Raw genomic sequence first — 22,264 nt, 5'->3', positions numbered from 1 at the left:
ATAACAACGCAAAACCCCCTTGGTGGGCAACCAAGGGGGTCTAGACCGGAATAACTAGGGAAAGACGTTGCCCCGGTCTAACACGATCTCTGGCAGAAGATCGATCAGTTGACTGGCTTTGCCTCTACCATCTTGGAATTAGAGCTCTTTGTGGAAATTTCAATCCGACGCGGTTTCAGAGCTTCAGGCACTTCACGCTGCAAATCGATATGCAACATCCCATCCGCGTGGCTGGCGCCACTCACCCGCACATGGTCGGCCAAAGTAAAGCGGCGTTCAAAGGCACGTGTGGCAATTCCGCGATGCAGATAACTGCGTTCACCTTCGTCCGGCGCCTTCTTGGCAGTTACAATCAACCCGTTTTCCTTCACTTCCACGTTCAGGTCTGCCTCGGAAAACCCCGCCACGGCGATTGAAATACGATAGCTGTCAGCTGCTGTTTTCTCGATGTTGTAAGGGGGGTAACTGGGTTGCGCCACATCCGAGGTCAGGGCCCGATCCATCAGATCTGCGATCTGGTCAAAGCCAATAGAAGCCCGGTGCAGCGGTGCAAAATCAAAACTACGCATAAATATCATCCTCTTTCAGAGCGATAGGTGTTGAGCCCTCCCACACAGGGGACAGGCAATTCGTCACCGGACCCCATCAGCGGCGATCCGATGGCAAAGAGGTATGCACATAGTTTCTGGTTTCAAGACGCACAGTGAAAGGATTGCTCCTAATCACATGCCGCTTAGTTTTTGATGAACTTAGCGCCTGTGTCGTTGCGCACGTCACCCACCTTAACCCGGCCAACGCCAGGTGGCAGGCGACCTGCTGTAGCAACCCCGGTCATTTGTGCCTGCAACAATTCCAGTTCCTCCGCCAGTGCAGAGCCCAAAGACACCTGTTCTCCATCGACCTCAGCCTTGGCAGAAACCACTGACACAATGCGCGGGGTGTCTCCATCAAAGGCAAATACTGGTGCCCCGGAGGAGCCAAAATCTACATCACAGGACATCACCAGCACGCCCTGCTGTCTTGACATCACCGAGCAAACTTCCTGCAAGGACGGCGCCTCGGATCGGTCATGCGCATATGAAACGATCCCAATACGAGCCCCTTTGCGAGGTCGCACATCGGTTTCAAATGGCGTGACTGTTGTATTGCGAATTGGCCGCTGCAATTGCAACAAAGCGATATCGTTGCGCACACGGTCCGTCGAAACCCGACCGTCGTAGATGTATTCTGGATGCACCACAGCCCGGCGTACTGTACGATAGGCCGAGGCCCTGCCATTGCGCCAGCCCGCCAGAAACTCGATGGTATCAGGACGTATCGGGTTTTTGGTTTCACTATCAAACAGACAATGCGCCGCCGTTAGCACCAAATCAGGCGCAATCAGCGCCCCGGTGCAAAACCCATCACCATTGACATCCAACCGCCCAACAGCTTGCCACTCGCGCCCAGCATCAAGGGTATCCATCCGCAACAGACCACTGTCCTGCGCGATCGCAGCCCATGGCATCAGGGCCATCACACATACCACTATCCAATATCGCAAGATCTGCCTCCAACGTGCCTGTGAATCGCAAGGTAGAGGCGCCACAGGGCGAAATTACGGCAAACTGCAAACCAGTGCAGCCCCCGGCAGGAAATTTGTTGAGACGTGATCAGCGTAACACAGGCACATCGGACGGGAGTTTGCCCGGCGCTGCTAGCGCAGGCGGTTGCGGCCCGCCCGTGGCCCAGTCCAGCAATTCAACCGTATGCATGATCGGCAGTTTGGTTCCCGAACCAATCTGCATCATGCAACCAATGTTCCCCGCCGCAATCAGATCCGGCGACTTGGCTTCCAGTGTTTTGACCTTACGCGCCTTCAACTGCCCTGAAATCTCAGGCTGCATCAGGTTGTAGGTCCCGGCTGATCCACAACACAGGTGACTGTCCGCCGGTTCCACCACCTTAAAACCTGCCCGTTTCAACAGGGTCTTGGGGTGGGTCTTTATCTGCTGGCCATGCTGCAAGGAACAGGCTGCGTGATAGGCGACGGTTAGCCCCTTGTCTGTACCCACGGGCAGGTCCAACTGCATCAGCAGCTCAGATATATCCATCGCCCGCTCGGACACCCGCGCCGCATCCGCCGCCAGCGCATCATTGCGGAACATATGGCCATAATCCTTGACCGTGGTGCCGCATCCGCTGGTGTTGATGACGATGGCATCCAACCCGTCACGGTCCATCTCAACCGCCCAAGCCCGAATGTTCTTCGCCGCTGTGGAGTGGCTCTCATCCTCACGACCCATGTGATGGGTCAATGCCCCACAGCAGCCCGCGCCCTTAGCCACCACGACCTCGCAACCCAACCGAGTCAGCAACCGAATGGTGGCATCGTTGATATCCGTATTCAGCGCCTTCTGCGCACAGCCCGTCATCAGTGCCACACGTTTCTTGCGTGGTTCCTCAGCGGCAAAGCTCTGCGGATCATCATTGCGACTGACCGGAGGGATATGTTTCGGCGCCATCTCCAACATCGCCTTTAGCCGTGGATCAGGCATCAGGTTGCGCAGCGGCCGCGCAATCTTGGCCCCCAACAATGCCAGTCGAAACCGTCCCGGATAAGGCAGGATTCGCGACAATATCCAACGCAAGGCCCGATCCATGAATGGCCGTTTGTAATTCGTCTCGATATAGGCGCGCGCATGATCCACCAGATGCATGTAATGCACCCCCGATGGGCAGGTGGTCATACAGGCCAGACAAGACAGACAGCGATCAATATGCTTCACCGTCTTCTCATCCGGTACGCGGTTGTTTTCCAGCATATCCTTGATCAGATAAATCCGCCCACGCGGGCTGTCCAACTCATCGCCCAACACCTGATAGGTCGGGCATGTCGCCGTGCAGAACCCACAATGCACACAGGACCGCAGAATCTCGTTTGAGCGTTCAATGGCTGGGTCGCTCAGCTGCTCTTTGGTAAATGTCGTTTGCATCTGATTATCCCATCAACCCGGTATTCAGGATCCCACGAGGGTCGAACTTCGCCCGCAATTCAGCTGAAATCGCCGCCAATGGTGCAGGCTCAGGCTGAAACTGCCCCAAACGGCCGCGCGTCTCAGCGCCCGCCCGCATCAGCGTCGCATGCCCCGGCACTGCTATACGAGCGCGCAAATCAGTGCCCGCTGGCACCAGTGCCCAAATAAGCCCACCGCCCCAATCAAACTGGAGCGCCTCTGCCTGCAGCTGCTCCGCCAACTCGACCGCATCTGATGGCTTGACCGAGATACGCCAGACATCGCCCGCGTTGCCATGAAATGCACTGACGTCGCGAATACCGCGCCACAGATTTTCACTATCATTGACTTGCTGCACTGCACCAAACCGCGCCAGATCCGCCACCAGCCGACCCACCCGATAGTCTACCGACCCAGCAAACCCTTCGATGCGAACATAGGCACGCCGTTCTACCGGATCATACGCTGCTCCCGTCACGTCAAACGGGGAACCCAAGGCCGCCGACATCACTTGGACCGCAACCTCAAGATCAACATCCTGCACGACTACTGTTGCCGCGACCTCGGGCCTTGGCAGCACCTTGAACGACACCTCACTCAGCACGCCCAACGTACCATGCGCCCCGGACATCAGTTTCACCAGATCATAGCCGGTGACGTTCTTCATCACCCGGCCACCGTTCTTGACCACTTGGCCCGTGCCATCGACAAACCGTACCCCCAGCAAAAAATCCCGCGCTGCACCCACCTGTATTCGCCGAGGCCCCGAGATATTCGCTGCAAACACCCCGCCAATTGTCGGCACGCCTTCGGTTCCCAACAGTCCGCGATGATCCATCGGCTCAAACGCCAACCGCTGACCATTCTCGGCCAAAAGCGCCTCAATCTCGGCCACGGGTGTTCCCGCCCGCGCCACCATCGTCAAAGCACCCGGCTCATACAGTTCAACGCCACTCAAGCCGCTGGTCGTCAGGGCTTCGCCCGCCACGTCAAATCCACGAGTTCCACCACCACAAAAGGCCAGCGGCCCGGTTGCACCAGCAATCATTTCTGCCAATTCTGTCTCGGTTCTCGGCTTCAACATCATCTTCTTCATCTAGCCCTAAATATCCTGGGGGTTTGGGGGCAAAGCCCCCATCACTTGATCAGTTCCACGGCCCGACGACCCTCGGTCACTGACAGCGGAAACACCTTGGCCGGGTTCAACAACCACTGCGGGTCAAACACATCCTTGACCTTCAACTGCGCTTCCAGATCCTCGGGTGAGTACTGATGCAGCATCAGATCCCGTTTCTCAACACCCACACCATGTTCACCGGTTAGGCATCCGCCAACCTCAACACAAAGTTTCAGGATCTCGGCACCCATATCCTCACAGAGTTCCAGATCCCCCGGCTTGTTGGCATCAAACAGGATCAACGGATGCATATTGCCATCCCCGGCATGGAACACATTCGCCACCCCCAGCCCGTACTGCTTGGACAACTCACCAATCCGCCGCAGCACATAGGGCAGTTCTGTCACTGGGATCGTTCCATCCAGACACATGTAGTCGTTGATCTGCCCCATCGCGCCAAACGCCGACTTGCGGCCCAACCAGATCCGCCCGGCCTCATCCGCATCCTGCGCCTCGCGCAGCTCCACGGGATTATGAGACCGGGCAATCTCGATAATCAGCCCCAACTGATGATCGATCTCTTCCGGGCTGCCCTCGACCTCAATGATCAACAGCGCCTCGCACATCGGGTAGCCCGCCTTGGCAAAGGCCTCGCAGGCCTCGATACAGGGGCGGTCCATGAACTCGATCGCCACCGGCAGCACGCCCGCTTTGATGATGTCACTCACACAGGCGCCGGCCACTTCGTTGCTGTCATAGCCGATCAGCACTGGCCGCGCGCCCTCGGGCTTGCGCAAAATCCGCAAGGTGGCCTCGGTTACGACACCCAACTGGCCCTCGCTGCCACAGATCACCCCCAGCAGGTCCAATCCACCGGCATCCAGATGCGCACCCCCAATCTCAACCACGGTGCCATCCATCATCACCAGGGTCACGCCCATCAAGTTGTTGGTGGTCACCCCGTATTTCAGGCAATGCGCCCCACCTGAGTTCATCGCAATATTGCCGGCAATAGCACAGGCAAGTTGCGATGACGGGTCCGGCGCGTAAAAGAAGTCCTCTTCTTCCACCGCCCCCGATACACTCAGGTTTGTCCGCCCAGTCTGCACGCGGATGATGCGGTTGTCGTAATCCGTTTCCAGCACATCATTCATTCGGGCCACACCCAGTATCACACAGTCCGCCGTGGGCAGTGCTCCACCGGCCAATGATGTCCCCGCCCCGCGCGGCACCACCGGCACGCCCATCTGGTGACAGACCCGCAGAACATCCGAGACTTCCTGTGTTGTCCGCGGCAAAACCACCAACATCGGAGGACACCGGTATGCTGTCAAAGCATCACATTCATAAGCCCGCGTTTCAGCCTCATCCTGAATCAACGCATCCTGGGGTAAAACAGTGGACAGCTTGGCGGCCAGCTCAGCCTTACGCGCCAGAATCGCTGTATTCGGGGATGGCATTTGCATACGGGCTCTCCTTTGGTAAACTAATATTACCAATTTATACCCGCTGGCAAGAACCATATTGACACGTTAGGTTGGCCACATGAATTGGACCGAACGCCTTAGCCTATTTTCTTCCTTTGATTTGGTCGCCTTATGCCTTTTGATAGGGGGCTGGTTCTGGATCGGATGGCGTATTGAAAACACGGCCCCTACGCGCCCCTCTGTCTCGATCCTGATGGAGGACTTCCGCCGCGGCTGGATGCACCAGATGGTTACACGCGAACCAAGGGTGTTTGACGCCCAACTGATTGGCAGTCTGCGCCAGGGGGCCACGTTCTTTGCCTCAGCTGCGATGATTGCCATCGGTGGCGGTCTCGCCCTGATCGGTAACACCGAACAGCTTGAAGGCGTGGTCAGCGATCTCACCCTTGGCAAAACCCCTGCCTTTGTTTGGGAGGTCAAACTGCTTTTGGTTTTGATGTTCCTTGCCAATGCATTTTTGAAATACGTCTGGGCCCACCGTCTGTTTGGGTATTGTTCGGTCCTGATGGCCGCGGTTCCAAACAAACCGGATGGCGACCAGGCCTACCCGCGCGCAGCCCAAGCTGCGGAAATCTGCATCAATGCCGCCCGCAGTTTCAACCGGGGTATGCGGTCCACCTACTTTGCACTGGCGGCCGTCGCCTGGCTGGCCGGCGCCTTTGCCCTGATCTGCGCAACCGTGGTCACGTTGGCCATGCTTTACCGCCGCGAGTTTGCATCGCAATCGCGCGAAACCCTGTTGCGCATTCCGCCTGACACAACAATGTGAAACCGCATTTTGCAGGCCCCCGCTAGGGTGGTGACATGAAACAGATTCTCGCCCTGATCTTCGCCACCGCCGCTCTACCAGCTATGGCAGATGCTCCCTTAGTCGAAAATGTCAGGGCGCAACACTCCAGCAGCGGTTTGCAATTTCACGTCACTCTGTCCCATCCTGACACCGGCTGGGATCACTATGCTGACGGTTGGCGCGTGCTGGATATGAATGGCACCGAGTTGGGAATGCGAGTCCTCGGCCACCCCCATGAGCAGGAACAACCTTTTACCCGTTCTCTAAGTGGCGTCCAAATTCCCAAAGGCACCAAACAGGTACAAATCCAAGCCCGTTGCCTAGTCGACGGCTGGGCACCTGAGATGACAATTGTCACCCTGCCCTGATTTTCTTTTGTTCAAGATACCTGCGTCGCGGGAGCGTATAGCGACCCTCAAACCCGATGGTAGGGGCTACCAGCTAAAATGGTCGCTGCGCGATAGATCTGCTCAGCGAGCATCACCCGCACCAGCATATGCGGCCAAACCATTTTGCCAAAGGATATCGAGAAATCGGCCTCGGCCCGCAGACTAGGATCAATCCCATCGGCACCGCCTATGATCAACGCCAAATCCTGTCGGCCAGTGTCGCGCCATCCGGCCATCTTTTGCGCAAAATCCGGCGAGGACAGCACCTTGCCACGCTCATCCAGCGTACAGATCACTGCACCCTTGGGCAGGGCCTTACGCAGCAGTGCCGCCTCGGCGCCCATGCCGGCGTTTTTCTTGTCTTCGACCTCGACCACCCGCGCGGGCCCCAACCCCAGGGCACGGCCACTGCGGTCAAACCGGGTCAGATAATCATCGATCAAGGTTTTTTCGGGGCCAGCTCGCAGGCGGCCAACAACACAGAGATGTACACGCATGCGGAGATACCCCAGCAGCGGCCCGAGCAAATGCGCGGGCCATTACCTTTTTCGAAGTCAGCTATTAGCTGTCTTCGCCAAGCCACATCTTTTCAAGCTGATAGAACTCGCGAACTTCGGGCCGGAAGACATGAACGATAACATCGCCCGTATCAATCAGCACCCAATCACCCGTGTCACGGCCTTCTGTTTTGCAGGTAAAGCCATAGTCCTGCTTGATCCGCTCAGCCAGCTTTTGCGACAAAGCAGACACTTGTCGGGTCGAGCGACCTGTTGCAACGACCATGTAGTCGCCAATCGCCGTTTTACCGCGCAGATCGATCTGCACCACATCTTCAGCTTTATCTTCATCTAGCGATGCAAGAATGCGAGCCAGCAACTCTTCGCTACCTGGTCGAGTTTGAGCAGCCATTACGGGTGCCCCACTGTCAGCGGACTCAACCGCTTCGGATTCGGGTGACAGGACATCGTCCTCCTTTTTGGGCGCCGTCCGCCCCCCGGCGCTGGGGATATGGCAAAAATAGCAAGCCTCAGACCAGTTTTCAACGCAGCCGGTAAGATTTGAGGCGAATCAAGACGTCTCTGTGCCCGATCTGCACGGCTTAGTGAAGAGGGTAGCAGCCATGCATAGCGGGAAAACGCGCAATGTTTGCCTTGTTTGCCGCAGTTGGGCCCGTCTTTACCACGGTTGGGCCTGGCGAACCCTTGATTGCCTAGGCCTCCGCCTGTATCTGACAGCCATGATACCCGTATTGGCGCAAAAAATCGAACTGCAAGATCGCACCCGCCTGCGTGAGCGATTCTTTGGCGCTGCCCGCTCGGTTTTGGCCCGGCTATAACGCCTGCCCGCCCCTCAGCCAGCTTATTGAAAATACAAAACGGGAGAGGACCCCATGTCCCCCAAAACGCTCTATGACAAAATCTGGGATGCGCATGTTGCGCATGAAGCAGAAGACGGCACCACCCTGCTGTATATCGACCGCCACCTGGTTCACGAAGTAACCAGCGCCCAGGCGTTCGAAGGTCTGCGCATGACCGGCCGCACGGTACGCGCACCTGATAAAACCATCGCTGTGCCAGACCACAACGTGCCCACAACGCCAGACCGCGTCAACGGCATCGAAAACGAAGAAGGCCGCATTCAGGTCGCCGCGCTGGATACCAATGCCAAGGAATTTGGCATTCACTACTATCCCATGAATGACATCCGTCAGGGCATCGTGCACATTGTTGGTCCGGAACAGGGCTGGACCCTGCCCGGCATGACCGTGGTTTGCGGCGACAGCCACACCGCGACTCACGGTGCCTTTGGTGCGCTGGCCCACGGCATCGGCACGTCCGAAGTTGAGCACGTTCTGGCCACCCAGACGCTGATCCAGAAAAAGTCCAAAAACATGAAGGTCGAGATCACTGGTAAATTGCAGCCGGGTGTGACCGCCAAAGACATCACGCTGGCCGTGATCGGTGAAACCGGCACCGCCGGCGGCACCGGATATGTCATCGAATATTGCGGCGAAGCGATCCGTGATCTGTCGATGGAAGGTCGCATGACCGTCTGCAACATGGCCATCGAAGGCGGCGCCCGCGCTGGCCTGATTGCTCCGGACGAGACCACTTTTAAATACGTCAACGGCCGCGCCCACGCCCCCAAGGGTGCCCAGTGGGAAGCTGCGATGGACTGGTGGAAAACCCTGTTCACCGACGAAGGTGCTGAGTTTGATCTGGTCGTCACCCTGAAAGGTGAAGACATCCAGCCGGTTGTCACCTGGGGCACCTCGCCCGAGGACGTTCTGCCCATCACCGCCAAGGTCCCGTTCCCCGAGGACTTTACCGGCGGCAAGGTTGATGCTGTCAAACGTGCGCTTGACTACATGGGCCTCGAATCCGGCACCAACCTGACCGACATCGAAATCGACACTGTTTTCATCGGCTCTTGCACCAACGGCCGCATCGAAGATCTGCGCGCCGTGGCTGACGTGGTCAAAGGCAAAAAGATCAAGGACGGCATGCGTGCCATGATCGTTCCTGGTTCTGGCCTTGTTCGGGCACAGGCCGAAGAAGAAGGTCTGGGCGATATCTTTGTCGAGGCTGGCTTTGAATGGCGTCTGGCCGGTTGCTCCATGTGTCTGGCGATGAACCCCGATCAGCTGTCCGAGCACGAGCGCTGCGCGTCGACTTCGAACCGTAATTTCGAAGGTCGCCAAGGCTACAAGGGCCGCACCCACCTGGTGTCCCCAGCCATGGCCGCCGCAGCTGCCCTGACTGGCAAGCTGACCGACGTACGCGAGCTGGTATAAGGAATACGAACATGGAAAAGTTTGAAAAACTCCAGGGCGTCGCTGCCCCTATGCCGCTGGTCAATATCGATACCGATATGATCATCCCAAAGGTCCACCTGAAATCGATCAAACGGACCGGCTTTGGCAAGAACCTGTTTGACGAGATGCGGTTCAATCGCGACGGCACCGAGATCGCTGATTTCGTGCTGAACAAACCGCAGTACCGGGATGCTGATATTCTGGTAGCCGGTGATAACTTTGGCTGTGGCTCATCCCGCGAACACGCACCGTGGGCGATTGCTGATTTTGGCATCAAATGTGTGATCTCGACCTCATTTGCTGACATCTTCTTCAACAACTGCTTCAAGAACGGCATCCTGCCAATCGTCCTGCCGCAAGAGCAGGTCGACCTACTGATGGCTGACGCTGAAAAAGGCGCCAACGCGCGGATGACTGTGGACCTGGTTGCCCAGGAAATCACCACCTCCGACGGTGACGTGATCAAGTTTGACGTTGATGCGTTCAAAAAACACTGTTTGCTGGAAGGTTTGGATGACATCGGCCTGACCATGGAAAAAGCGGCTTCGATCGACACTTTCGAGGAAAAGGCCGCTCAGTCACGCCCTTGGGTCTGACCTGGCGATTTGCTTTGGACAAACGAAAGGCCGCTCAAAATGGGCGGCCTTTTTTGTACCATTTTTACGAAGATCAACTACCGGCGAAGACTTCCCCGGCGTGAACACCTTCCATGGTCATTGTAAATTCACCCGCAGCCTGTTTTCGAACCTCAGCAATCTTTTCCTGAGCAGCGGCAGCGGTTGCAGCATCTGTATACTGGGTAATCACACACATAGTTAAATCACCGGTGCGCACCATTTGCACACCTGTTGCCCCAACTGACATAACCAGCGGAACGTATTTTTCATTTGCAGTAGCGATCATTTCGTCTGACATTTCTTCGGCAGACCAAAGGGTCAAAGTAACGTAAGCCAATACTCGTACTCCCTAAAAACACAGCGAAACAGAATCGCTGAATGGCCGACCTTAACACATTCACAGAACCTGCCCGACCGCCAAGCAGAACACCTTCGCCGTTATGCAAAAACCTTCGGTAGCTTTCCCCCTGCCACTATGGGTAATGTCAGCCCACCCAGGGTCTTGATCCCAATAGAAATGCAGGGTCCGTTTAAAAGTTTTTTGATTTTCAGGAGAAGTATAATGTCAGACTCGGTGAAATGGATGTTGCTAGGCGCTCTATCACTGTTCTTTAGCATTCTGGTTTTGGGCAATACCGTCATTGCAACCATGGCAGTCACCACCCTGACAGGTGCGATGTTGATGGTGTCTGGTGTGTTCCAGGTCATCGGTGGCTTTTCCAGCACCGAATCGACAGGCAGCAAGATATTTGGCATCCTGATGGGGCTTTTGATGGGTTTTCTCGGCACCAACTTTCTGTTCAACCCACTGCAAGGAGCCATCTCGCTGACCATGCTAATACTCATCCTTTTGATCTCTAGCGGTATTGTCCGATTGATCTTTGCATGGAAGATGCGCAGCACCGTATATTTTTGGCCAATGATCCTGTCTGGTGCAATTTCCGTACTGCTGGCCGGCTATATCTGGACCAATTTTGCAGCCGCCTCTTTGACTTTTCTGGGCATAATGTTGGGCATCGAATTGATGATGAACGGGTTCAGCCTAATTGTCATCGGGCTCTCAAGCCGCAGTCAGAGAGACTGAACCAGCCAATTGAGTCCACACAGCCTACCGGGCCGTCAGTCCGACTGACAGCCCGGTAGGCCCTATGGGGACACTCAGGATCACCACAACATATAGTGTACAAAGCCAAATGCCCCTAGATGCTGGGGTTTTCATGATGCATTCTCGCACCACTACTCCCACGATAAACTCTACCAACGGCGGATTTGCTGCTCAGATCTTGAGGGGAATCGTGAAACAAGGCACAAATAGGGCGCAAATGAGGCACAGCGATCCCAGACCATCGGGGTTGCGTCAAAGTGGAACAAAGGCTCGGCAACGTATCGACCTGTCCAGTTTGAAGGGAACGAACAGTGTTAGCACGCATAACAGGCGCAGCTATGCGCGGTATACTTGTGGCATTTCTTATTGCCATGCCGTCATTGCTACTGCCAAATTTCGCAACGGACTCTGCTGAGATCGTGGCCTTAGTGGCCCTGCTCGGGGGCATTTTGACCTTTGCCGAGTACTATTCCAACTTCCCCAGCTTCATCGAATTTCGCGAAGCACCGCCGCTAAACCGGATGCGGTTCATATCCTTGCTGGTGACCATCGGAGTTCTGAGCCTGATGGCACGTCACCCATTTGAGCCTACGGGCCTCACAACCCTTATCCACGGCATGGGTAGTAAACTTGGTAACGCGCTCGATTTCTCATATTCACCGGTACACCTGGTCACTCTGGTTATGCCGCCACATGCATCAGCCGAAACAGTGAGTATGGTCCGGGCCGCAGCGAGCCTTGCCTATGTGATCGGACTGATCAGTGTTGCGGTCTTCTTCTTCACGATCCACATCCGCAATTGGCCCGTCGCCAATGGCGCCTTCAACGTTTGGGTAAACTTGCCGTTGTTTGATCCAACCACTGGTGGCGATGTCGTACACCGCCTGCAACGTGATGGCCGGATCAATTTGATATTCGGCGTATTGCTCCCCTTTGCAATTCCTGCAGCCGTATCCGCACTGTCAGCAGTGTTCGATCCAGCTGTCCTAAGTCATCCCCAAACTCTGGTCTGGATGATCGGCGCATGGGGGTTCCTGCCCACATCCCTGCTGATGCGCGGCATGGCAATGTTGCGGGTGGCAGAGCTGATCGAACAGAAGCGCCGCCGTGCTTATGCAAACGCTGAGGCAATACAAACAGCATGAGGTGGCTGGCCGCACTTCTGCTGCTGTCACTTACCACGCCAAGCCATGCCGACACCCTACGCATTGCCAGTTTCAACACCGAATTGTCCCGCGACGGTCCTGGTTTGCTTTTCCGTGACATAGAGCGCGGTGACGACCCCTACATCAACGCAGTTGTACAGACAATTGCCAGCGCGCATCCAGACGTACTAGCCCTACAAGGCATAGACTGGGACTATGAAGGCCGGGCGCTGAATGCGCTGCAAAACCAATTGCAAAAACACGGTGCGTATTATCCGTATTTTCTCGCCCTACAACCCAACTCGGGGCTGGCCAGCGGCCTTGATCTGGACGGCAATAACCAGTTTGGCGAACCTCGAGATTCGCAGGGCTATGGCACATTTACTGGCCAAGATGGCATCGCAGTACTGTCACGCCTGCCCATAGGCCACGCTTTGGTGCAGGACTTCAGTTCGCTGCTGTGGCGTGATTTGCCCGGTGCCCTACTCCCGCAACACCCCGATGGGACCCCGTTTCCATCAGCGCAGGCTCAGGCTGCACAGCGCCTTTCCAATACAGGCCACTGGGTGGTGCCACTGGCCCTGCCTAATGGAGAACGGTTGAACCTGCTGACATTTCAGGCTGGACCTCCTCTCTTTGACGGGCCCGAAGATCGCAACGGTCGGCGCAACCACGATGAAATCCACCTTTGGCAACTACTGCTCAACGGTGACCTGGGCGCAGTGCCCGGATCGCCCCTTGTAATTGCTGGTGGCGCCAATCTGGACCCAAACCGTGGGGATGGGCGGCGCGAAGCCATTCGGTCATTGCTCGCCGACCCAAGACTACAAGACCCACGTCCCTCCAGCACCGAAGCAGACATCAACACTGTGCAATGGAAGAACGCTGGCCGGATGCGGGTGGACTATGTTTTACCCTCTGCAGACCTGAAGGTACTTGATGCTGGGGTGGTCTGGCCGCCTGTTTCAGGTCAAGCTAGGGTTGCGTCCAGTCGTCATCACCTGGTTTGGGTGGACATTGCGCTCAACCAACCCTGAGGGCAGAGCCTCCACAAGCGCGACATCGAGTGGGGTTTGCGGCAAATCAGGCAATAAGCTCTCAAGCAAGGCCCCATCCAGACGGTGGGCCGTATCCCATAGGTAGCGCATCTCCAGCAGACACCGACCCATGGGCCAAAACGGTCGTGCCAGTTGCAATGGCCACCAAGACATAGGCTTCAGTTGCACAGATCGCGCGACTGCGCGATTCACCGCGTCAAACATTTGCTGTCCGGTCAACGTATACCCGGAAAAGGGAATATCAGCATAGACCGGCAACACGTCACGTTTCTCAACCAAGCCCACCACAGCGCGCGCCAAGTCCGGCAAATAGGCCCAAGCATGTGGCACATCGGTTTTCCCCGGATAGGTAAAACGACCCTTAGCCAAATCCTTGGTCAGGATCAGATCAAACCAATTGCCCGAGGCCTCAGTGTCGAGAAAATCACCTGACCGCACCACAATTGTAGAGACGCCAGAGCGTTTATACGCAGCCTCCATTTCAACACGAATGCGACCCAATGGGTTTTTCGCGCGATGCGAGGTATTTTCCGACCAGGGGCTGGGCGTGTCTTCGCCAAACACATAAACATTGCCCGGCACAACAACTGTTGCCCCATTCGCCCGCGCTGCTGCAATGACCTGCGCATGCAAATCGGGAACCTGTTTCGCCCAGTCAGGATAAGCCGGGTTCCACCCGTTTACGATCACCTGCACACCAGATGCAGCATCCATCAGATTGCCATGGGTGCGGTCAAAATGCTGGACCTGCCAGCCTGCTTCAGAAAATGCGGTCGAACAGGCCCGGCCAAATCGGCCACTCGCGCCAAGTATCAAAACACTACGGGTCATAACTCAGTCTCCAAATTACTATTGGTGACACATTATCCATTCAATATACGCAGGGGCATTGCCGAAATGTGCAGGTTATGTATTCATAAATGAATGAGTCAAATATCTCCTCTCCCCGATTGGTCGTTGATCCAAAGCTTTCTTGCTGTCGCGGAAACAGGCTCGCTTTCCGGTGCGGCGCGACGGTTAAACCGTAGCCAACCCACTTTGGGTCGCCATATTCAGAGCCTTGAGCAGGATCTTGGCAGTCAGTTGTTCGAACGCCATGCCCGCGGCTTGCGCTTGTCCGCTGATGGCACCCGGTTGCTGCCTATGGCGCAACAGATGAATGCGCAGATGAATGCGATTGCGCTAAACGTTGCGGGGCAGTCCCAACAACTGCAAGGAACGGTACGCATTACCGCCAGTGTATTTGCCTCCCATTACCTGCTGCCGCCAATTCTGGCCGGGATCCGAAAAGAAGAACCGCTGATCGAGCTGGAACTGGTCCCCTCTGACAGCAGCGAAAACCTGCTTTTTCGTGCTGCTGATATCGCGGTGAGAATGTACCGGCCCAGCCAACTCGATATTGTAACCCGCCACGTTTGCGACCTACCGCTGGGTATATTTGCCGCACAGAGCTACCTGTCGCGCAGAGGTTCCCCCAATACACCCGACCAATTGCGCGAGCATGATCTGGTTGGTTATGATTCAAACGAGCTGATCCTGCACACCACCCGCGCACTTGGCTGGTCGATGGAGCGCAGCAATTTTGCGACACGCTGCGATAATCAGGCAACCTACTGGCAGTTGGTCCGGGCTGGCTGCGGCATTGGGTTTTCTCAATGTAACGTTGGTCGCGCAGATCCGCTGGTAAGAGAGCTAGATCTGGGAATTGAGATCCCCCCACTACCAGTCTGGCTCGCAGCACATCAAGCCATGCGGCAAACCCCTCGGATCACCCGTGTCTGGTCACTGCTGGCCAAAGGCCTGCAACAGGCTACACCTTTGCCCTAGCCCCCCCGTTGGCCTTCGCGCGTTATTGACCCTGCGGACCCTAGCGGGTACCTCCGGTACAACCGATTTCAAGGAGTATCCGCATGTCCAACCCTTCGATTCTGATTCTGCCCGGCGACGGCATTGGCCCCGAAGTCATGGCGCAAGTCACCCGGATCATCGACTGGTATGGCGAAAAGCGGAACCTGGCGTTCGATGTCAGCACCGACCTTGTTGGCGGCGCCGCCTATGACGCCCACGGTGTTCCGTTGCACGACGACACAATGGCCAAAGCCATGGAAGTTGACGCCGTTCTGCTCGGTGCTGTTGGTGGCCCGAAATACGACGATCTGGACTTCTCGGTGAAGCCCGAACGCGGCCTTCTGCGCCTGCGCAAGGAAATGGATCTGTTTTCCAACCTGCGCCCCGCCCAGTGCTTTGACGCCCTGGCTGATTTCTCCTCGCTGAAGAAGGAACTCGTCGCCGGTCTGGACATCATGATCGTACGCGAACTGACCTCGGGCGTCTATTTTGGCGAACCCCGCGGCATCTTCAACGAAGGTAACGAGCGCGTCGGCATCAACACCCAGCGCTACACCGAGTCTGAAATTGAACGCGCAGCCCGTTCTGCTTTTGATCTGGCCATGGTGCGGAACAAGAAACTCTGCTCGATGGAAAAAGCCAACGTGATGGAGAGTGGCATCCTGTGGCGCGAAGTTGTCACGCGTGTGCACGCTGACTACCCCGAGGTTGAGCTGTCGCACATGTACGCCGACAATGGCGCCATGCAGCTCGTCCGCGCACCGAAACAGTTCGACGTGATCGTCACCGACAACCTGTTCGGCGACATCCTGTCCGACTGCGCTGCCATGCTGACCGGTTCACTGGGCATGCTGCCTTCTGCCTCGCTTGGTGCCCCTATGGACAATGGTCGCCCACGCGCCATGTACGAGCCCGTACACGGCTCTGCCCCGGACATCACCGGTCAGGCCAAGGCCAACCCAATCGCCTGTATCCTCAGCTTTGCCATGGCCCTGCGCTACAGCTTTGCCGAAGGCGCCGAGGCTGACCGCCTAGAGGCCGCTGTTGAGGCCGTGCTGGCAGACGGTGTCCGCACTGCTGACCTGCTGGGCGAAGAGGGCGTAACGCCCGTCTCGACCAGTGAAATGGGCGACGCTGTTCTGGCTGCACTGGACGCCAGCCTGTAATAGTCGACTAAGAATACAGACCCAGCCCCGCCTGCTCATCAGCGCAGGGCTGGGTCTTGTCGACGCAGCACAGCCATAGGCTTATGTTTCTTCAAAGAAGTATTCGGTATTTCAACCAATGAAACTGTCGTTTGTTGGGAATATAACCGGCCGCTATTTTGAATATTTTTTCGAAAGGTTGGCGGTATTACTTTTAGCGGGCTTGATTGTGCTCTATCGGTGTTCGGCACCTTAATAAGCAATCTACATGCATTCACCTTGCAGCTTCGCACCTCGATCCATTCAGCGCTCGGCCGCGGCCTACCTTCCACGCGCGCGCAAACTGGCAATGCTGTGGGATATAGAATGGCCGGAACGGTTTGAGGCCGGAACTTGGGCGCAGCTCAACAGATCTATGTCAATTGAGCCTCCTACTCCCTCGGCTAGCGCCACTGGCTCAGCCATGGGCCCTTCGCCTGATCGGCTTGCTACATGTGATGACTAATCACCTCGGTCAGCATCATTTCACCTATACAAAAAATTTCATATTCCCAAGTTCATGTTAGCGCTATACATGGCCAAGAAACACATTCCAAAACCTTCATTCTGGTGACCCATGAACCTGAAAGCTGCTGTGCTGGCTCTGCTGGGCTATGCCATTTTCTCGACCCACGACGTGGTGGTCAAATATTTGGGGGCCAGCATGTCCCCTTTTCAGCTGGTGTTTTTTAGCAGCCTGCTGTCGTTTCCTCTGGTTACGCTGATGTTGATCAGAGATCCGGCACACGGCAACCTGCGGCCGCAGCATCCCTGGTGGATGGCCCTTCGGTCTATAGCGGTGTCCCTGGTACCTGCCAGCGCCTTCTACGCGTTTTCTCAACTGCCACTGGCGCAGGCCTATGCTCTATTATTTGTTACGCCCCTGTTAGTAACCCTGCTGTCCATTCCTGTTCTAAAGGAACAAGTTGGACTGCCCCGGATGTTAGCTGTTGTTCTTGGGTTCATAGGTGTCATGGTCGTTCTGCGTCCCGGCGGTACCGAATTCGGCTGGGGCCATGCCGCAGCGCTTTTGGCCGCATTCGGAAACGCTCTGCAATCTGTGATCTTACGCAAGATTGGTACCCATGAACGCCGGGTGGTCCTGATGATCTACCCGCTTATGACCACCTTTGTGGCGATGGGAATCGCTTTGCCCTTCGTTTATGTGCCGCTTGAAGCATCGGCACTGGGCGGCCTTGTAGTTGTTGCCATATTTGGCTTTTGCGCCACCCTATTGATGGTTAGCGCCTATACCCTCGGCGAGGCCGCGATCGTCGCGCCGATGCAATATTCACAGATCATCTGGGCCACCCTGTTTGGATTTTTTCTGTTCGGAGAGGCCATCGATCCCAGCACCCTTCTGGGAGCGGGAATCATTATCGGCAGTGGTATTTTCATCGTCATCCGCGAGGCCTCGGGCGGCCAGTCACGCAATACCCCGGTGCTGCAAACCCGGACCCGTGGCTACACCTCTGGGGGCGTCAATATCTCGCTGCTGCTAAAACGGAAGTCGAACAAATAAACTCTCGATATTGGGCTTGCATATCCGCTTCGAAGCATCTATTCCGCCCTCACGGTCGGGCTATGGCGCAGTCTGGTAGCGCACCTGTTTTGGGTACAGGGGGTCAGAAGTTCGAATCTTCTTAGCCCGACCAATTTTCCCTACAAAGGCCAGTATGTACTGGCACTCACTCACGGCATCCGGAATCCCGGATGCTGCTCGGTGTTACGAGAACCGGAATATACATTCATTGCATTGCTGGACGATCCACGGAAAGACGTTTGGAACCTGTCAGCCTTACGTCATCGACCAGAAAATGACCTAGTGCGGCTCTTTCACAGTGCGGGCTGAACTGGTGTAGATTTCCGACGCTGCGTAATAGTCATCAAACCCAATTCGCTTTCGCAAATCTCCAAAATCCATCAAGCCGTCGCGTGGTTGGTCTTTCGCCAGCTGTTCCAGCGTCTGAACCATCGCCCGCATTGCTGCTGACATCAGCGTCAGCGGATAGGCCGCGATGCGATACCCGATATCCTGCAACACCTCGCGCGACAGATCAGGTGTTTCGCCGCCTTCGACGATATTCGCCATATTGGGGGCATCCGTGGCTGCACAGATCTCGCGCATTTCAGCTTCGGACCTTGGTGCCTCGACAAATAGAATATCCGCCCCCAGTTCACGAAACCTTTGGGCCCGTGTCAGGGCCTCAGCCAGACCATGCTCATGACGTGCATCAGTGCGAGCCAGGATCAGGATATCCGCCCCTGCTTCGCGCGCATCCACTGCGGCGCGGATCCGGTCATAGGCCTCCTCTCGTCCGACCACTGCCTTACCCGGCGTATGGCCGCAGCGTTTGGGCGCCAGTTGGTCTTCGATCATGACTGCTGCGCAGCCCGCTGAGGCCATGCCTGCCACCGTGCGCCGCACATTCATCGCATTGCCATACCCGGTGTCGCCATCCCCAATCGTTGGGATCGACACCGCGCCAGCAATGTTACGCGCATGATCCACCACTTCCCCATAGCTCATCAAACCCAAGTCGGGTGCGCCAATGCGACTGGCCGAAGCCCCAAACCCGGTCATGAAGGTCAGCGGAAATCCGGCCTGCTCAACCAGCTTGGCTGAGAGTGCATCATAGGCACAGGGCATGGTGTGCAAGCGAGGTTGAGCCAGAAGGGCACGCAGTTGGTCAGCAGGAGTTGTCATGGCAATCACAGTTTGAAAGGAATGTAGAGGGCGAGGTCAGGAACCAAATACAGGATCACAACACAGAGGAACATCAGCAGCAGGAATGGTACCGCACCGCGTGCCACATCTCCCAGCGTTGCACGGGCTACCGATTGGATCACGTAGAGGTTCAGGCCGACCGGAGGAGTAATCAACGCCGCTTCGACCATCAGCACCATAAAGATACCAAACCAGATCGGGTCAAAACCCAGCCCCATGGCGGCGGGCAACAGGACTGGCGTCATGATCAGCACCATCGACAGCGCCTCAAGAACCAGCCCCATCACCAGCAGAATCAGCGCCACCAGCACCACGAATCCGACCGGGCTGCTGACCGCATCGGACAGAAAGGCGCTAATGTCCTGAGGAATGCGGTACAGGGTGATGGCTTTGCCAAACACTTTGGCCCCGGCGACGATCATCAAGATCGCAACTGTGGTGGCCATAGCATCTTTGGTTGCTTCCCAAAACTGTAGCCAAGAGAGTGTGCGCAGCACCAGCACGGTAATCACCACAGCGCCAGCAAAGCCAATTGCCGCTGCCTCGGTTGGGGTAAAAGCACCGCCATAGATACCGGCGACAACAACCGCCGCCAGCGCCATAGACGGAAAGGCGCGCAGCGTCGCGTGACGGCGTTCTGGCCAGCTTGCCTTCTCTGACCGCCCCATGCCCCGCATTGACGCATAGACCATAGCGTAGCCGCCAAACAGCACCAGCAGCAGCAAGCCTGGCCCGACACCAGCCAGGAACAGCGCAATCACCGATTCTTCAGTTACAAAGCCATAAACGATCATCGGGATCGATGGCGGGATGAGAATGCCCAGAGTACCGCCCGCCGCGAGCAAGCCAAAAACAAAGCGCTTTTCGTAGCCACGCTTCAGCATCTCGGGAATAGCTACGGTGCCGATGGTGGCTGCAGTGGCCACTGATGACCCCGAAATAGCCGCAAACAACCCGCAGGAAATCACGGTCGCAACAGCGAGCCCACCGGGCCAGTGGCCAACCCAAGCCTGTACTGCCGCGTATAGGTCTCTCCCCACTCCACCTTTTAGCAAGACGTTTGACATCAACAGGAACAGCGGCACCGCCAGCAGGATAAACCCATCCAGCGTAGAGAGTATGGCCTGCGGCGCCATCAGCGGCGAAAACCCACCAACGACCAACATCGACAGGCCCAAGCCTCCCAATGCAAAGGCCACAGGAACACCCAACAGAAGCAGCGAGAACAGCACCAGAAGAATCAGGAATACGGTAATCATTCATGTTCTCCTTCGGCCACAATTTCTCCTCGTGCAGCGCGTAAAACTTCAATTAGAGACTGAATAAACAACACGGCAAAACCAAAAGGCACGGCCAGTTCTACAATCCAGATCGGCAGGTCCAGCATAGAGCCTGTAGTGCGGCCTCTCACGAAACTTTCATGGAAGATCTTCCAGCCGTAAGCCCCTACAATTGAAGAAAATACCGCAACCGCTGCCATAGCAAAAACATCCGCAACGATGCGGCCAGATCGTGGCAAATGACCAATCACAGCGGTAATTCGGATATGTCGCCGCTCCCGCAGGCACCAAGGGGAGGCGATCAAAGCGCCCCAGATCAAACAACCTTGGCTTAACTCCGCAGCCCAAATCGTTGGGTTAACAAAGAAATAACGTGCCGCAACTTCGTAGGTGAGCATGATCCCGGCGACGACAAACAGAATCGCAGCCAGCCAGGCAAGCATGGTGACAAACCGGTTGAACATAGTCTTTTAACTTTCGGATTTTGAACAGCAAAAGGCCGGACCAATGTTTAAGTCCGGCCTGATCTTTAGTTCAAGCTTAGTACTGTTCTGCTGCCGACAGGATCTGGGCGCCCAGGTCGCCAGTTTTGGCGCGATACCCGTCATATACCGAAGCCGAGGCTGCTTTCCATGCGTCGATCTCATCAGCTGTTGGATGATAGACATTCATGCCTGCTTCCTCAGCTGCGGCATAGGCGCCAGCTTCAATTTCAGTCACCTTGTTGCGCACGGTCAGTTCTGCCATCAGCGCCGCGTCACTCATGACCTTCTGGTGCTCTGCAGACAGACCATTCCACCAGTCAGTATTGGCTACAACGATGAATTCAATGTCTGCATGATTGGTCACGGTGATAGTGCCCATAACCTCCCACAGCTTGCGGGATTTAACACCAGATACACCTGTCATACCAATGTCGACTGTACCGCGCTGATAGGCGAGGTACTGCTCTGAACCCGAAATCAGCGTCGGTGCGCCACCAGTTGAGGTGACAAAATCACCTAAGGTTTTGCCAAATACGCGCGCTTTCTTTCCAACCATGTCAGCGGGTGTTTTGACTGGGCCATCCTTGGACAACATAATCGCCCCACCATAGGCCTGCCACCACATCACTGTAGACCCTGTTTCTGCAATGGCTGCATCAATTGGCCCACGCACATCACTACCCGGCGCGGTGGCTTTGCGTACTTTTTCTTCAGAATTGAACAGGAACGGCATGTAAAACACGTCCACTGCAGGTACATCGCCAACGTAACGAGTCAGTGAGGCAACGCCCATTTCAATTGCACCAGATCCAACAGCGGCCGGAACTTCTTTGTCTTTGTATAGTTGCGCACTGTCATAAATCTCGACCGCGATTTCACCATTGGAATTTGCTTCGACCTCGGACTTGAACAGCGCAAGGTTTTGACCCAAATGACTTTTCAGCGGCAGCTGCAGTGAAATGCGTGCGGTCACATCCGCTGCAAAACCTGGCACCGCAGTGCCCAATGCCAGCGCGATACCCGTAAGTGTTGATGTCAGTTTCATAAAATTTCCTCCCCGTAAATTAGGAGGCATGATTATCAATCGTCTATTAGCCGTCAAGCACCCTGACAAAACGGTCGAATAGCGCACGCAAAATTGGTTTCTTCCAAGCCTTTTTCCATACAGGTACACATTGTACCAATGTATCAGTCATCATTGTATCAAGAAGGGGCGCACT

23 protein-coding genes and 1 tRNA gene are annotated in these 22,264 nt (G+C 55.9%); 11 read left to right on the top strand and 13 right to left on the bottom strand.

All coding sequences use genetic code 11. The annotated features are described in order from the left end of the window. Positions 1 to 104: 104 nt before the first annotated feature. The 5 genes from FEE96_RS01015 to FEE96_RS00995 all read right to left on the bottom strand — a co-directional run bounded on the left by FEE96_RS01015 (position 105) and on the right by FEE96_RS00995 (position 5,579). Positions 105 to 569, bottom strand: coding sequence for an Hsp20 family protein (locus FEE96_RS01015; RefSeq protein ID WP_138161134.1), 465 nt, complete (start codon positions 567 to 569; stop codon positions 105 to 107). Between the two features lie 164 nt (positions 570 to 733). Continuing rightward, complete coding sequence (locus FEE96_RS01010) at positions 734 to 1,516, bottom strand: trypsin-like serine peptidase (protein WP_138161133.1); 783 nt, start codon at positions 1,514 to 1,516, stop codon at positions 734 to 736. Positions 1,517 to 1,652: 136 nt separating this feature from the next. Continuing rightward, entirely contained in the window at positions 1,653 to 2,975 is a 1,323-nt protein-coding gene (gene glcF, locus FEE96_RS01005) for a glycolate oxidase subunit GlcF (RefSeq protein WP_138161132.1), read from the bottom strand. Positions 2,976 to 2,979: 4 nt separating this feature from the next. After that, positions 2,980 to 4,092, bottom strand: coding sequence for an FAD-binding protein (locus FEE96_RS01000; RefSeq protein ID WP_138161131.1), 1,113 nt, complete (start codon positions 4,090 to 4,092; stop codon positions 2,980 to 2,982). 41 nt (positions 4,093 to 4,133) lie between these two features. Continuing rightward, positions 4,134 to 5,579 (bottom strand): FAD-linked oxidase C-terminal domain-containing protein, encoded by a 1,446-nt coding sequence (locus tag FEE96_RS00995; RefSeq protein ID WP_138161130.1) that lies wholly within the window; start codon positions 5,577 to 5,579, stop codon positions 4,134 to 4,136. Between the two features lie 79 nt (positions 5,580 to 5,658). On the opposite strand from FEE96_RS00995, the gene FEE96_RS00990 reads away from it, so the two are divergent. Further along, positions 5,659 to 6,369 carry a DUF599 domain-containing protein gene (locus FEE96_RS00990; protein ID WP_138161129.1) on the top strand — a complete coding sequence of 237 codons (711 nt, stop codon included), beginning with the start codon at positions 5,659 to 5,661 and terminating at the stop codon, positions 6,367 to 6,369. Between the two features lie 35 nt (positions 6,370 to 6,404). Further along, positions 6,405 to 6,758 carry a hypothetical protein gene (locus FEE96_RS00985; RefSeq protein WP_138161128.1) on the top strand — a complete coding sequence of 118 codons (354 nt, stop codon included), beginning with the start codon at positions 6,405 to 6,407 and terminating at the stop codon, positions 6,756 to 6,758. A gap of 47 nt (positions 6,759 to 6,805) precedes the next feature. Here FEE96_RS00985 and rlmH read toward each other — a convergent pair whose 3' ends face one another. Continuing rightward, positions 6,806 to 7,276 carry a 23S rRNA (pseudouridine(1915)-N(3))-methyltransferase RlmH gene (rlmH, locus tag FEE96_RS00980; protein WP_138161127.1) on the bottom strand — a complete coding sequence of 157 codons (471 nt, stop codon included), beginning with the start codon at positions 7,274 to 7,276 and terminating at the stop codon, positions 6,806 to 6,808. Between the two features lie 64 nt (positions 7,277 to 7,340). Next, a complete protein-coding gene (gene rsfS, locus FEE96_RS00975) occupies positions 7,341 to 7,688 on the bottom strand; it encodes a ribosome silencing factor (protein ID WP_138161126.1) in 348 nt (115 codons plus the stop codon). Between the two features lie 481 nt (positions 7,689 to 8,169). Between rsfS and leuC the strand changes: the two genes are divergently transcribed. Further along, positions 8,170 to 9,573 carry a 3-isopropylmalate dehydratase large subunit gene (leuC, locus tag FEE96_RS00965; protein WP_138161125.1) on the top strand — a complete coding sequence of 468 codons (1,404 nt, stop codon included), beginning with the start codon at positions 8,170 to 8,172 and terminating at the stop codon, positions 9,571 to 9,573. 11 nt (positions 9,574 to 9,584) lie between these two features. Beyond that, positions 9,585 to 10,190 carry a 3-isopropylmalate dehydratase small subunit gene (gene leuD, locus FEE96_RS00960; RefSeq protein WP_138161124.1) on the top strand — a complete coding sequence of 202 codons (606 nt, stop codon included), beginning with the start codon at positions 9,585 to 9,587 and terminating at the stop codon, positions 10,188 to 10,190. Between the two features lie 73 nt (positions 10,191 to 10,263). On the opposite strand, the gene FEE96_RS00955 is transcribed toward leuD, so the two are convergent. Beyond that, entirely contained in the window at positions 10,264 to 10,548 is a 285-nt protein-coding gene (locus FEE96_RS00955) for a hypothetical protein (protein WP_138161123.1), read from the bottom strand. Between the two features lie 225 nt (positions 10,549 to 10,773). On the opposite strand from FEE96_RS00955, the gene FEE96_RS00950 reads away from it, so the two are divergent. The 3 genes from FEE96_RS00950 (at position 10,774) to FEE96_RS00940 (ending at position 13,498) form a co-directional block, all read left to right on the top strand. Then, positions 10,774 to 11,295, top strand: coding sequence for an HdeD family acid-resistance protein (locus tag FEE96_RS00950; RefSeq protein ID WP_138161122.1), 522 nt, complete (start codon positions 10,774 to 10,776; stop codon positions 11,293 to 11,295). A 332-nt stretch (positions 11,296 to 11,627) separates the two neighbouring features. Beyond that, on the top strand, positions 11,628 to 12,461 hold the full coding sequence (locus tag FEE96_RS00945) for a hypothetical protein (RefSeq protein WP_138161121.1): 834 nt from the start codon (positions 11,628 to 11,630) through the stop codon (positions 12,459 to 12,461). Then, on the top strand, positions 12,458 to 13,498 hold the full coding sequence (locus tag FEE96_RS00940) for an endonuclease/exonuclease/phosphatase family protein (RefSeq protein WP_138161120.1): 1,041 nt from the start codon (positions 12,458 to 12,460) through the stop codon (positions 13,496 to 13,498). The genes FEE96_RS00945 and FEE96_RS00940 overlap by 4 nt, the downstream gene beginning before the upstream one ends. Here the strand turns inward: FEE96_RS00940 and FEE96_RS00935 are convergent. Next, positions 13,427 to 14,350 (bottom strand): sugar nucleotide-binding protein, encoded by a 924-nt coding sequence (locus FEE96_RS00935; protein WP_138161119.1) that lies wholly within the window; start codon positions 14,348 to 14,350, stop codon positions 13,427 to 13,429. The two genes, FEE96_RS00940 and FEE96_RS00935, sit on opposite strands and share 72 nt — an antisense overlap. 93 nt (positions 14,351 to 14,443) lie before the next feature. Here FEE96_RS00935 and FEE96_RS00930 point away from each other — a divergent pair, with 93 nt between their 5' ends. From FEE96_RS00930 to FEE96_RS00915, 4 genes are all read left to right on the top strand, one after another. After that, a complete protein-coding gene (locus FEE96_RS00930; RefSeq protein ID WP_138161118.1) occupies positions 14,444 to 15,346 on the top strand; it encodes a LysR family transcriptional regulator in 903 nt (300 codons plus the stop codon). Positions 15,347 to 15,429: 83 nt separating this feature from the next. Continuing rightward, positions 15,430 to 16,533 (top strand): 3-isopropylmalate dehydrogenase, encoded by a 1,104-nt coding sequence (leuB, locus tag FEE96_RS00925; protein WP_138161117.1) that lies wholly within the window; start codon positions 15,430 to 15,432, stop codon positions 16,531 to 16,533. Between the two features lie 595 nt (positions 16,534 to 17,128). Then, positions 17,129 to 18,073, top strand: a complete 945-nt coding sequence (locus FEE96_RS00920) for a DMT family transporter (protein WP_138161116.1) — start codon at positions 17,129 to 17,131, stop codon at positions 18,071 to 18,073. Positions 18,074 to 18,129: 56 nt separating this feature from the next. Beyond that, a tRNA-Pro gene (locus FEE96_RS00915) sits at positions 18,130 to 18,206 on the top strand. A 167-nt stretch (positions 18,207 to 18,373) separates the two neighbouring features. Here FEE96_RS00915 and FEE96_RS00910 read toward each other — a convergent pair. The 4 genes from FEE96_RS00910 to dctP form a co-directional block, all read right to left on the bottom strand. After that, the gene (locus FEE96_RS00910; protein ID WP_138161115.1) at positions 18,374 to 19,258 is read right to left on the bottom strand and encodes an isocitrate lyase/PEP mutase family protein; all 885 of its coding nucleotides are present in this window, start codon (positions 19,256 to 19,258) and stop codon (positions 18,374 to 18,376) included. Between the two features lie 5 nt (positions 19,259 to 19,263). After that, positions 19,264 to 20,535, bottom strand: coding sequence for a TRAP transporter large permease (locus FEE96_RS00905; RefSeq protein WP_138161640.1), 1,272 nt, complete (start codon positions 20,533 to 20,535; stop codon positions 19,264 to 19,266). Further along, entirely contained in the window at positions 20,535 to 21,023 is a 489-nt protein-coding gene (locus FEE96_RS00900) for a TRAP transporter small permease (protein ID WP_138161114.1), read from the bottom strand. The genes FEE96_RS00905 and FEE96_RS00900 overlap by 1 nt, the downstream gene beginning before the upstream one ends. Positions 21,024 to 21,099: 76 nt before the next feature. Next, entirely contained in the window at positions 21,100 to 22,089 is a 990-nt protein-coding gene (gene dctP, locus FEE96_RS00895; RefSeq protein ID WP_138161113.1) for a TRAP transporter substrate-binding protein DctP, read from the bottom strand. Between the last annotated feature and the right edge of the window lie 175 nt (positions 22,090 to 22,264).

The sequence above is a fragment of the Parasedimentitalea maritima genome, from assembly GCF_005771405.1.
Classification (GTDB): Bacteria; Pseudomonadota; Alphaproteobacteria; order Rhodobacterales; family Rhodobacteraceae; genus Parasedimentitalea; species Parasedimentitalea maritima.
Note: the sequence above shows the minus strand (reverse complement) of the source record. Positions and strands in the feature narration are given on the sequence as shown.

Bases quoted from the DNA above. Each gene is read 5' to 3' on its own strand.
- FEE96_RS00950 (WP_138161122.1), top strand. From the start codon at position 10,774: ATGTCAGACTCGGTGAAATGGATGTTGCTAGGCGCTCTATCACTGTTC.
- rsfS (WP_138161126.1), bottom strand. From the start codon at position 7,688: ATGGCTGCTCAAACTCGACCAGGTAGCGAAGAGTTGCTGGCTCGCATT.
- dctP (WP_138161113.1), bottom strand. From the start codon at position 22,089: ATGAAACTGACATCAACACTTACGGGTATCGCGCTGGCATTGGGCACT.
- leuC (WP_138161125.1), top strand. From the start codon at position 8,170: ATGTCCCCCAAAACGCTCTATGACAAAATCTGGGATGCGCATGTTGCG.
- FEE96_RS00900 (WP_138161114.1), bottom strand. From the start codon at position 21,023: ATGTTCAACCGGTTTGTCACCATGCTTGCCTGGCTGGCTGCGATTCTG.
- rlmH (WP_138161127.1), bottom strand. From the start codon at position 7,276: ATGCGTGTACATCTCTGTGTTGTTGGCCGCCTGCGAGCTGGCCCCGAA.
- FEE96_RS01010 (WP_138161133.1), bottom strand. From the start codon at position 1,516: ATGGCCCTGATGCCATGGGCTGCGATCGCGCAGGACAGTGGTCTGTTG.
- FEE96_RS01015 (WP_138161134.1), bottom strand. From the start codon at position 569: ATGCGTAGTTTTGATTTTGCACCGCTGCACCGGGCTTCTATTGGCTTT.
- FEE96_RS00985 (WP_138161128.1), top strand. From the start codon at position 6,405: ATGAAACAGATTCTCGCCCTGATCTTCGCCACCGCCGCTCTACCAGCT.
- FEE96_RS00995 (WP_138161130.1), bottom strand. From the start codon at position 5,579: ATGCAAATGCCATCCCCGAATACAGCGATTCTGGCGCGTAAGGCTGAG.
- FEE96_RS00940 (WP_138161120.1), top strand. From the start codon at position 12,458: ATGAGGTGGCTGGCCGCACTTCTGCTGCTGTCACTTACCACGCCAAGC.
- FEE96_RS00930 (WP_138161118.1), top strand. From the start codon at position 14,444: ATGAGTCAAATATCTCCTCTCCCCGATTGGTCGTTGATCCAAAGCTTT.
- FEE96_RS00990 (WP_138161129.1), top strand. From the start codon at position 5,659: ATGAATTGGACCGAACGCCTTAGCCTATTTTCTTCCTTTGATTTGGTC.
- FEE96_RS00920 (WP_138161116.1), top strand. From the start codon at position 17,129: ATGAACCTGAAAGCTGCTGTGCTGGCTCTGCTGGGCTATGCCATTTTC.
- FEE96_RS00935 (WP_138161119.1), bottom strand. From the start codon at position 14,350: ATGACCCGTAGTGTTTTGATACTTGGCGCGAGTGGCCGATTTGGCCGG.
- glcF (WP_138161132.1), bottom strand. From the start codon at position 2,975: ATGCAAACGACATTTACCAAAGAGCAGCTGAGCGACCCAGCCATTGAA.
- leuB (WP_138161117.1), top strand. From the start codon at position 15,430: ATGTCCAACCCTTCGATTCTGATTCTGCCCGGCGACGGCATTGGCCCC.
- FEE96_RS01000 (WP_138161131.1), bottom strand. From the start codon at position 4,092: ATGAAGAAGATGATGTTGAAGCCGAGAACCGAGACAGAATTGGCAGAA.
- leuD (WP_138161124.1), top strand. From the start codon at position 9,585: ATGGAAAAGTTTGAAAAACTCCAGGGCGTCGCTGCCCCTATGCCGCTG.
- FEE96_RS00910 (WP_138161115.1), bottom strand. From the start codon at position 19,258: ATGACAACTCCTGCTGACCAACTGCGTGCCCTTCTGGCTCAACCTCGC.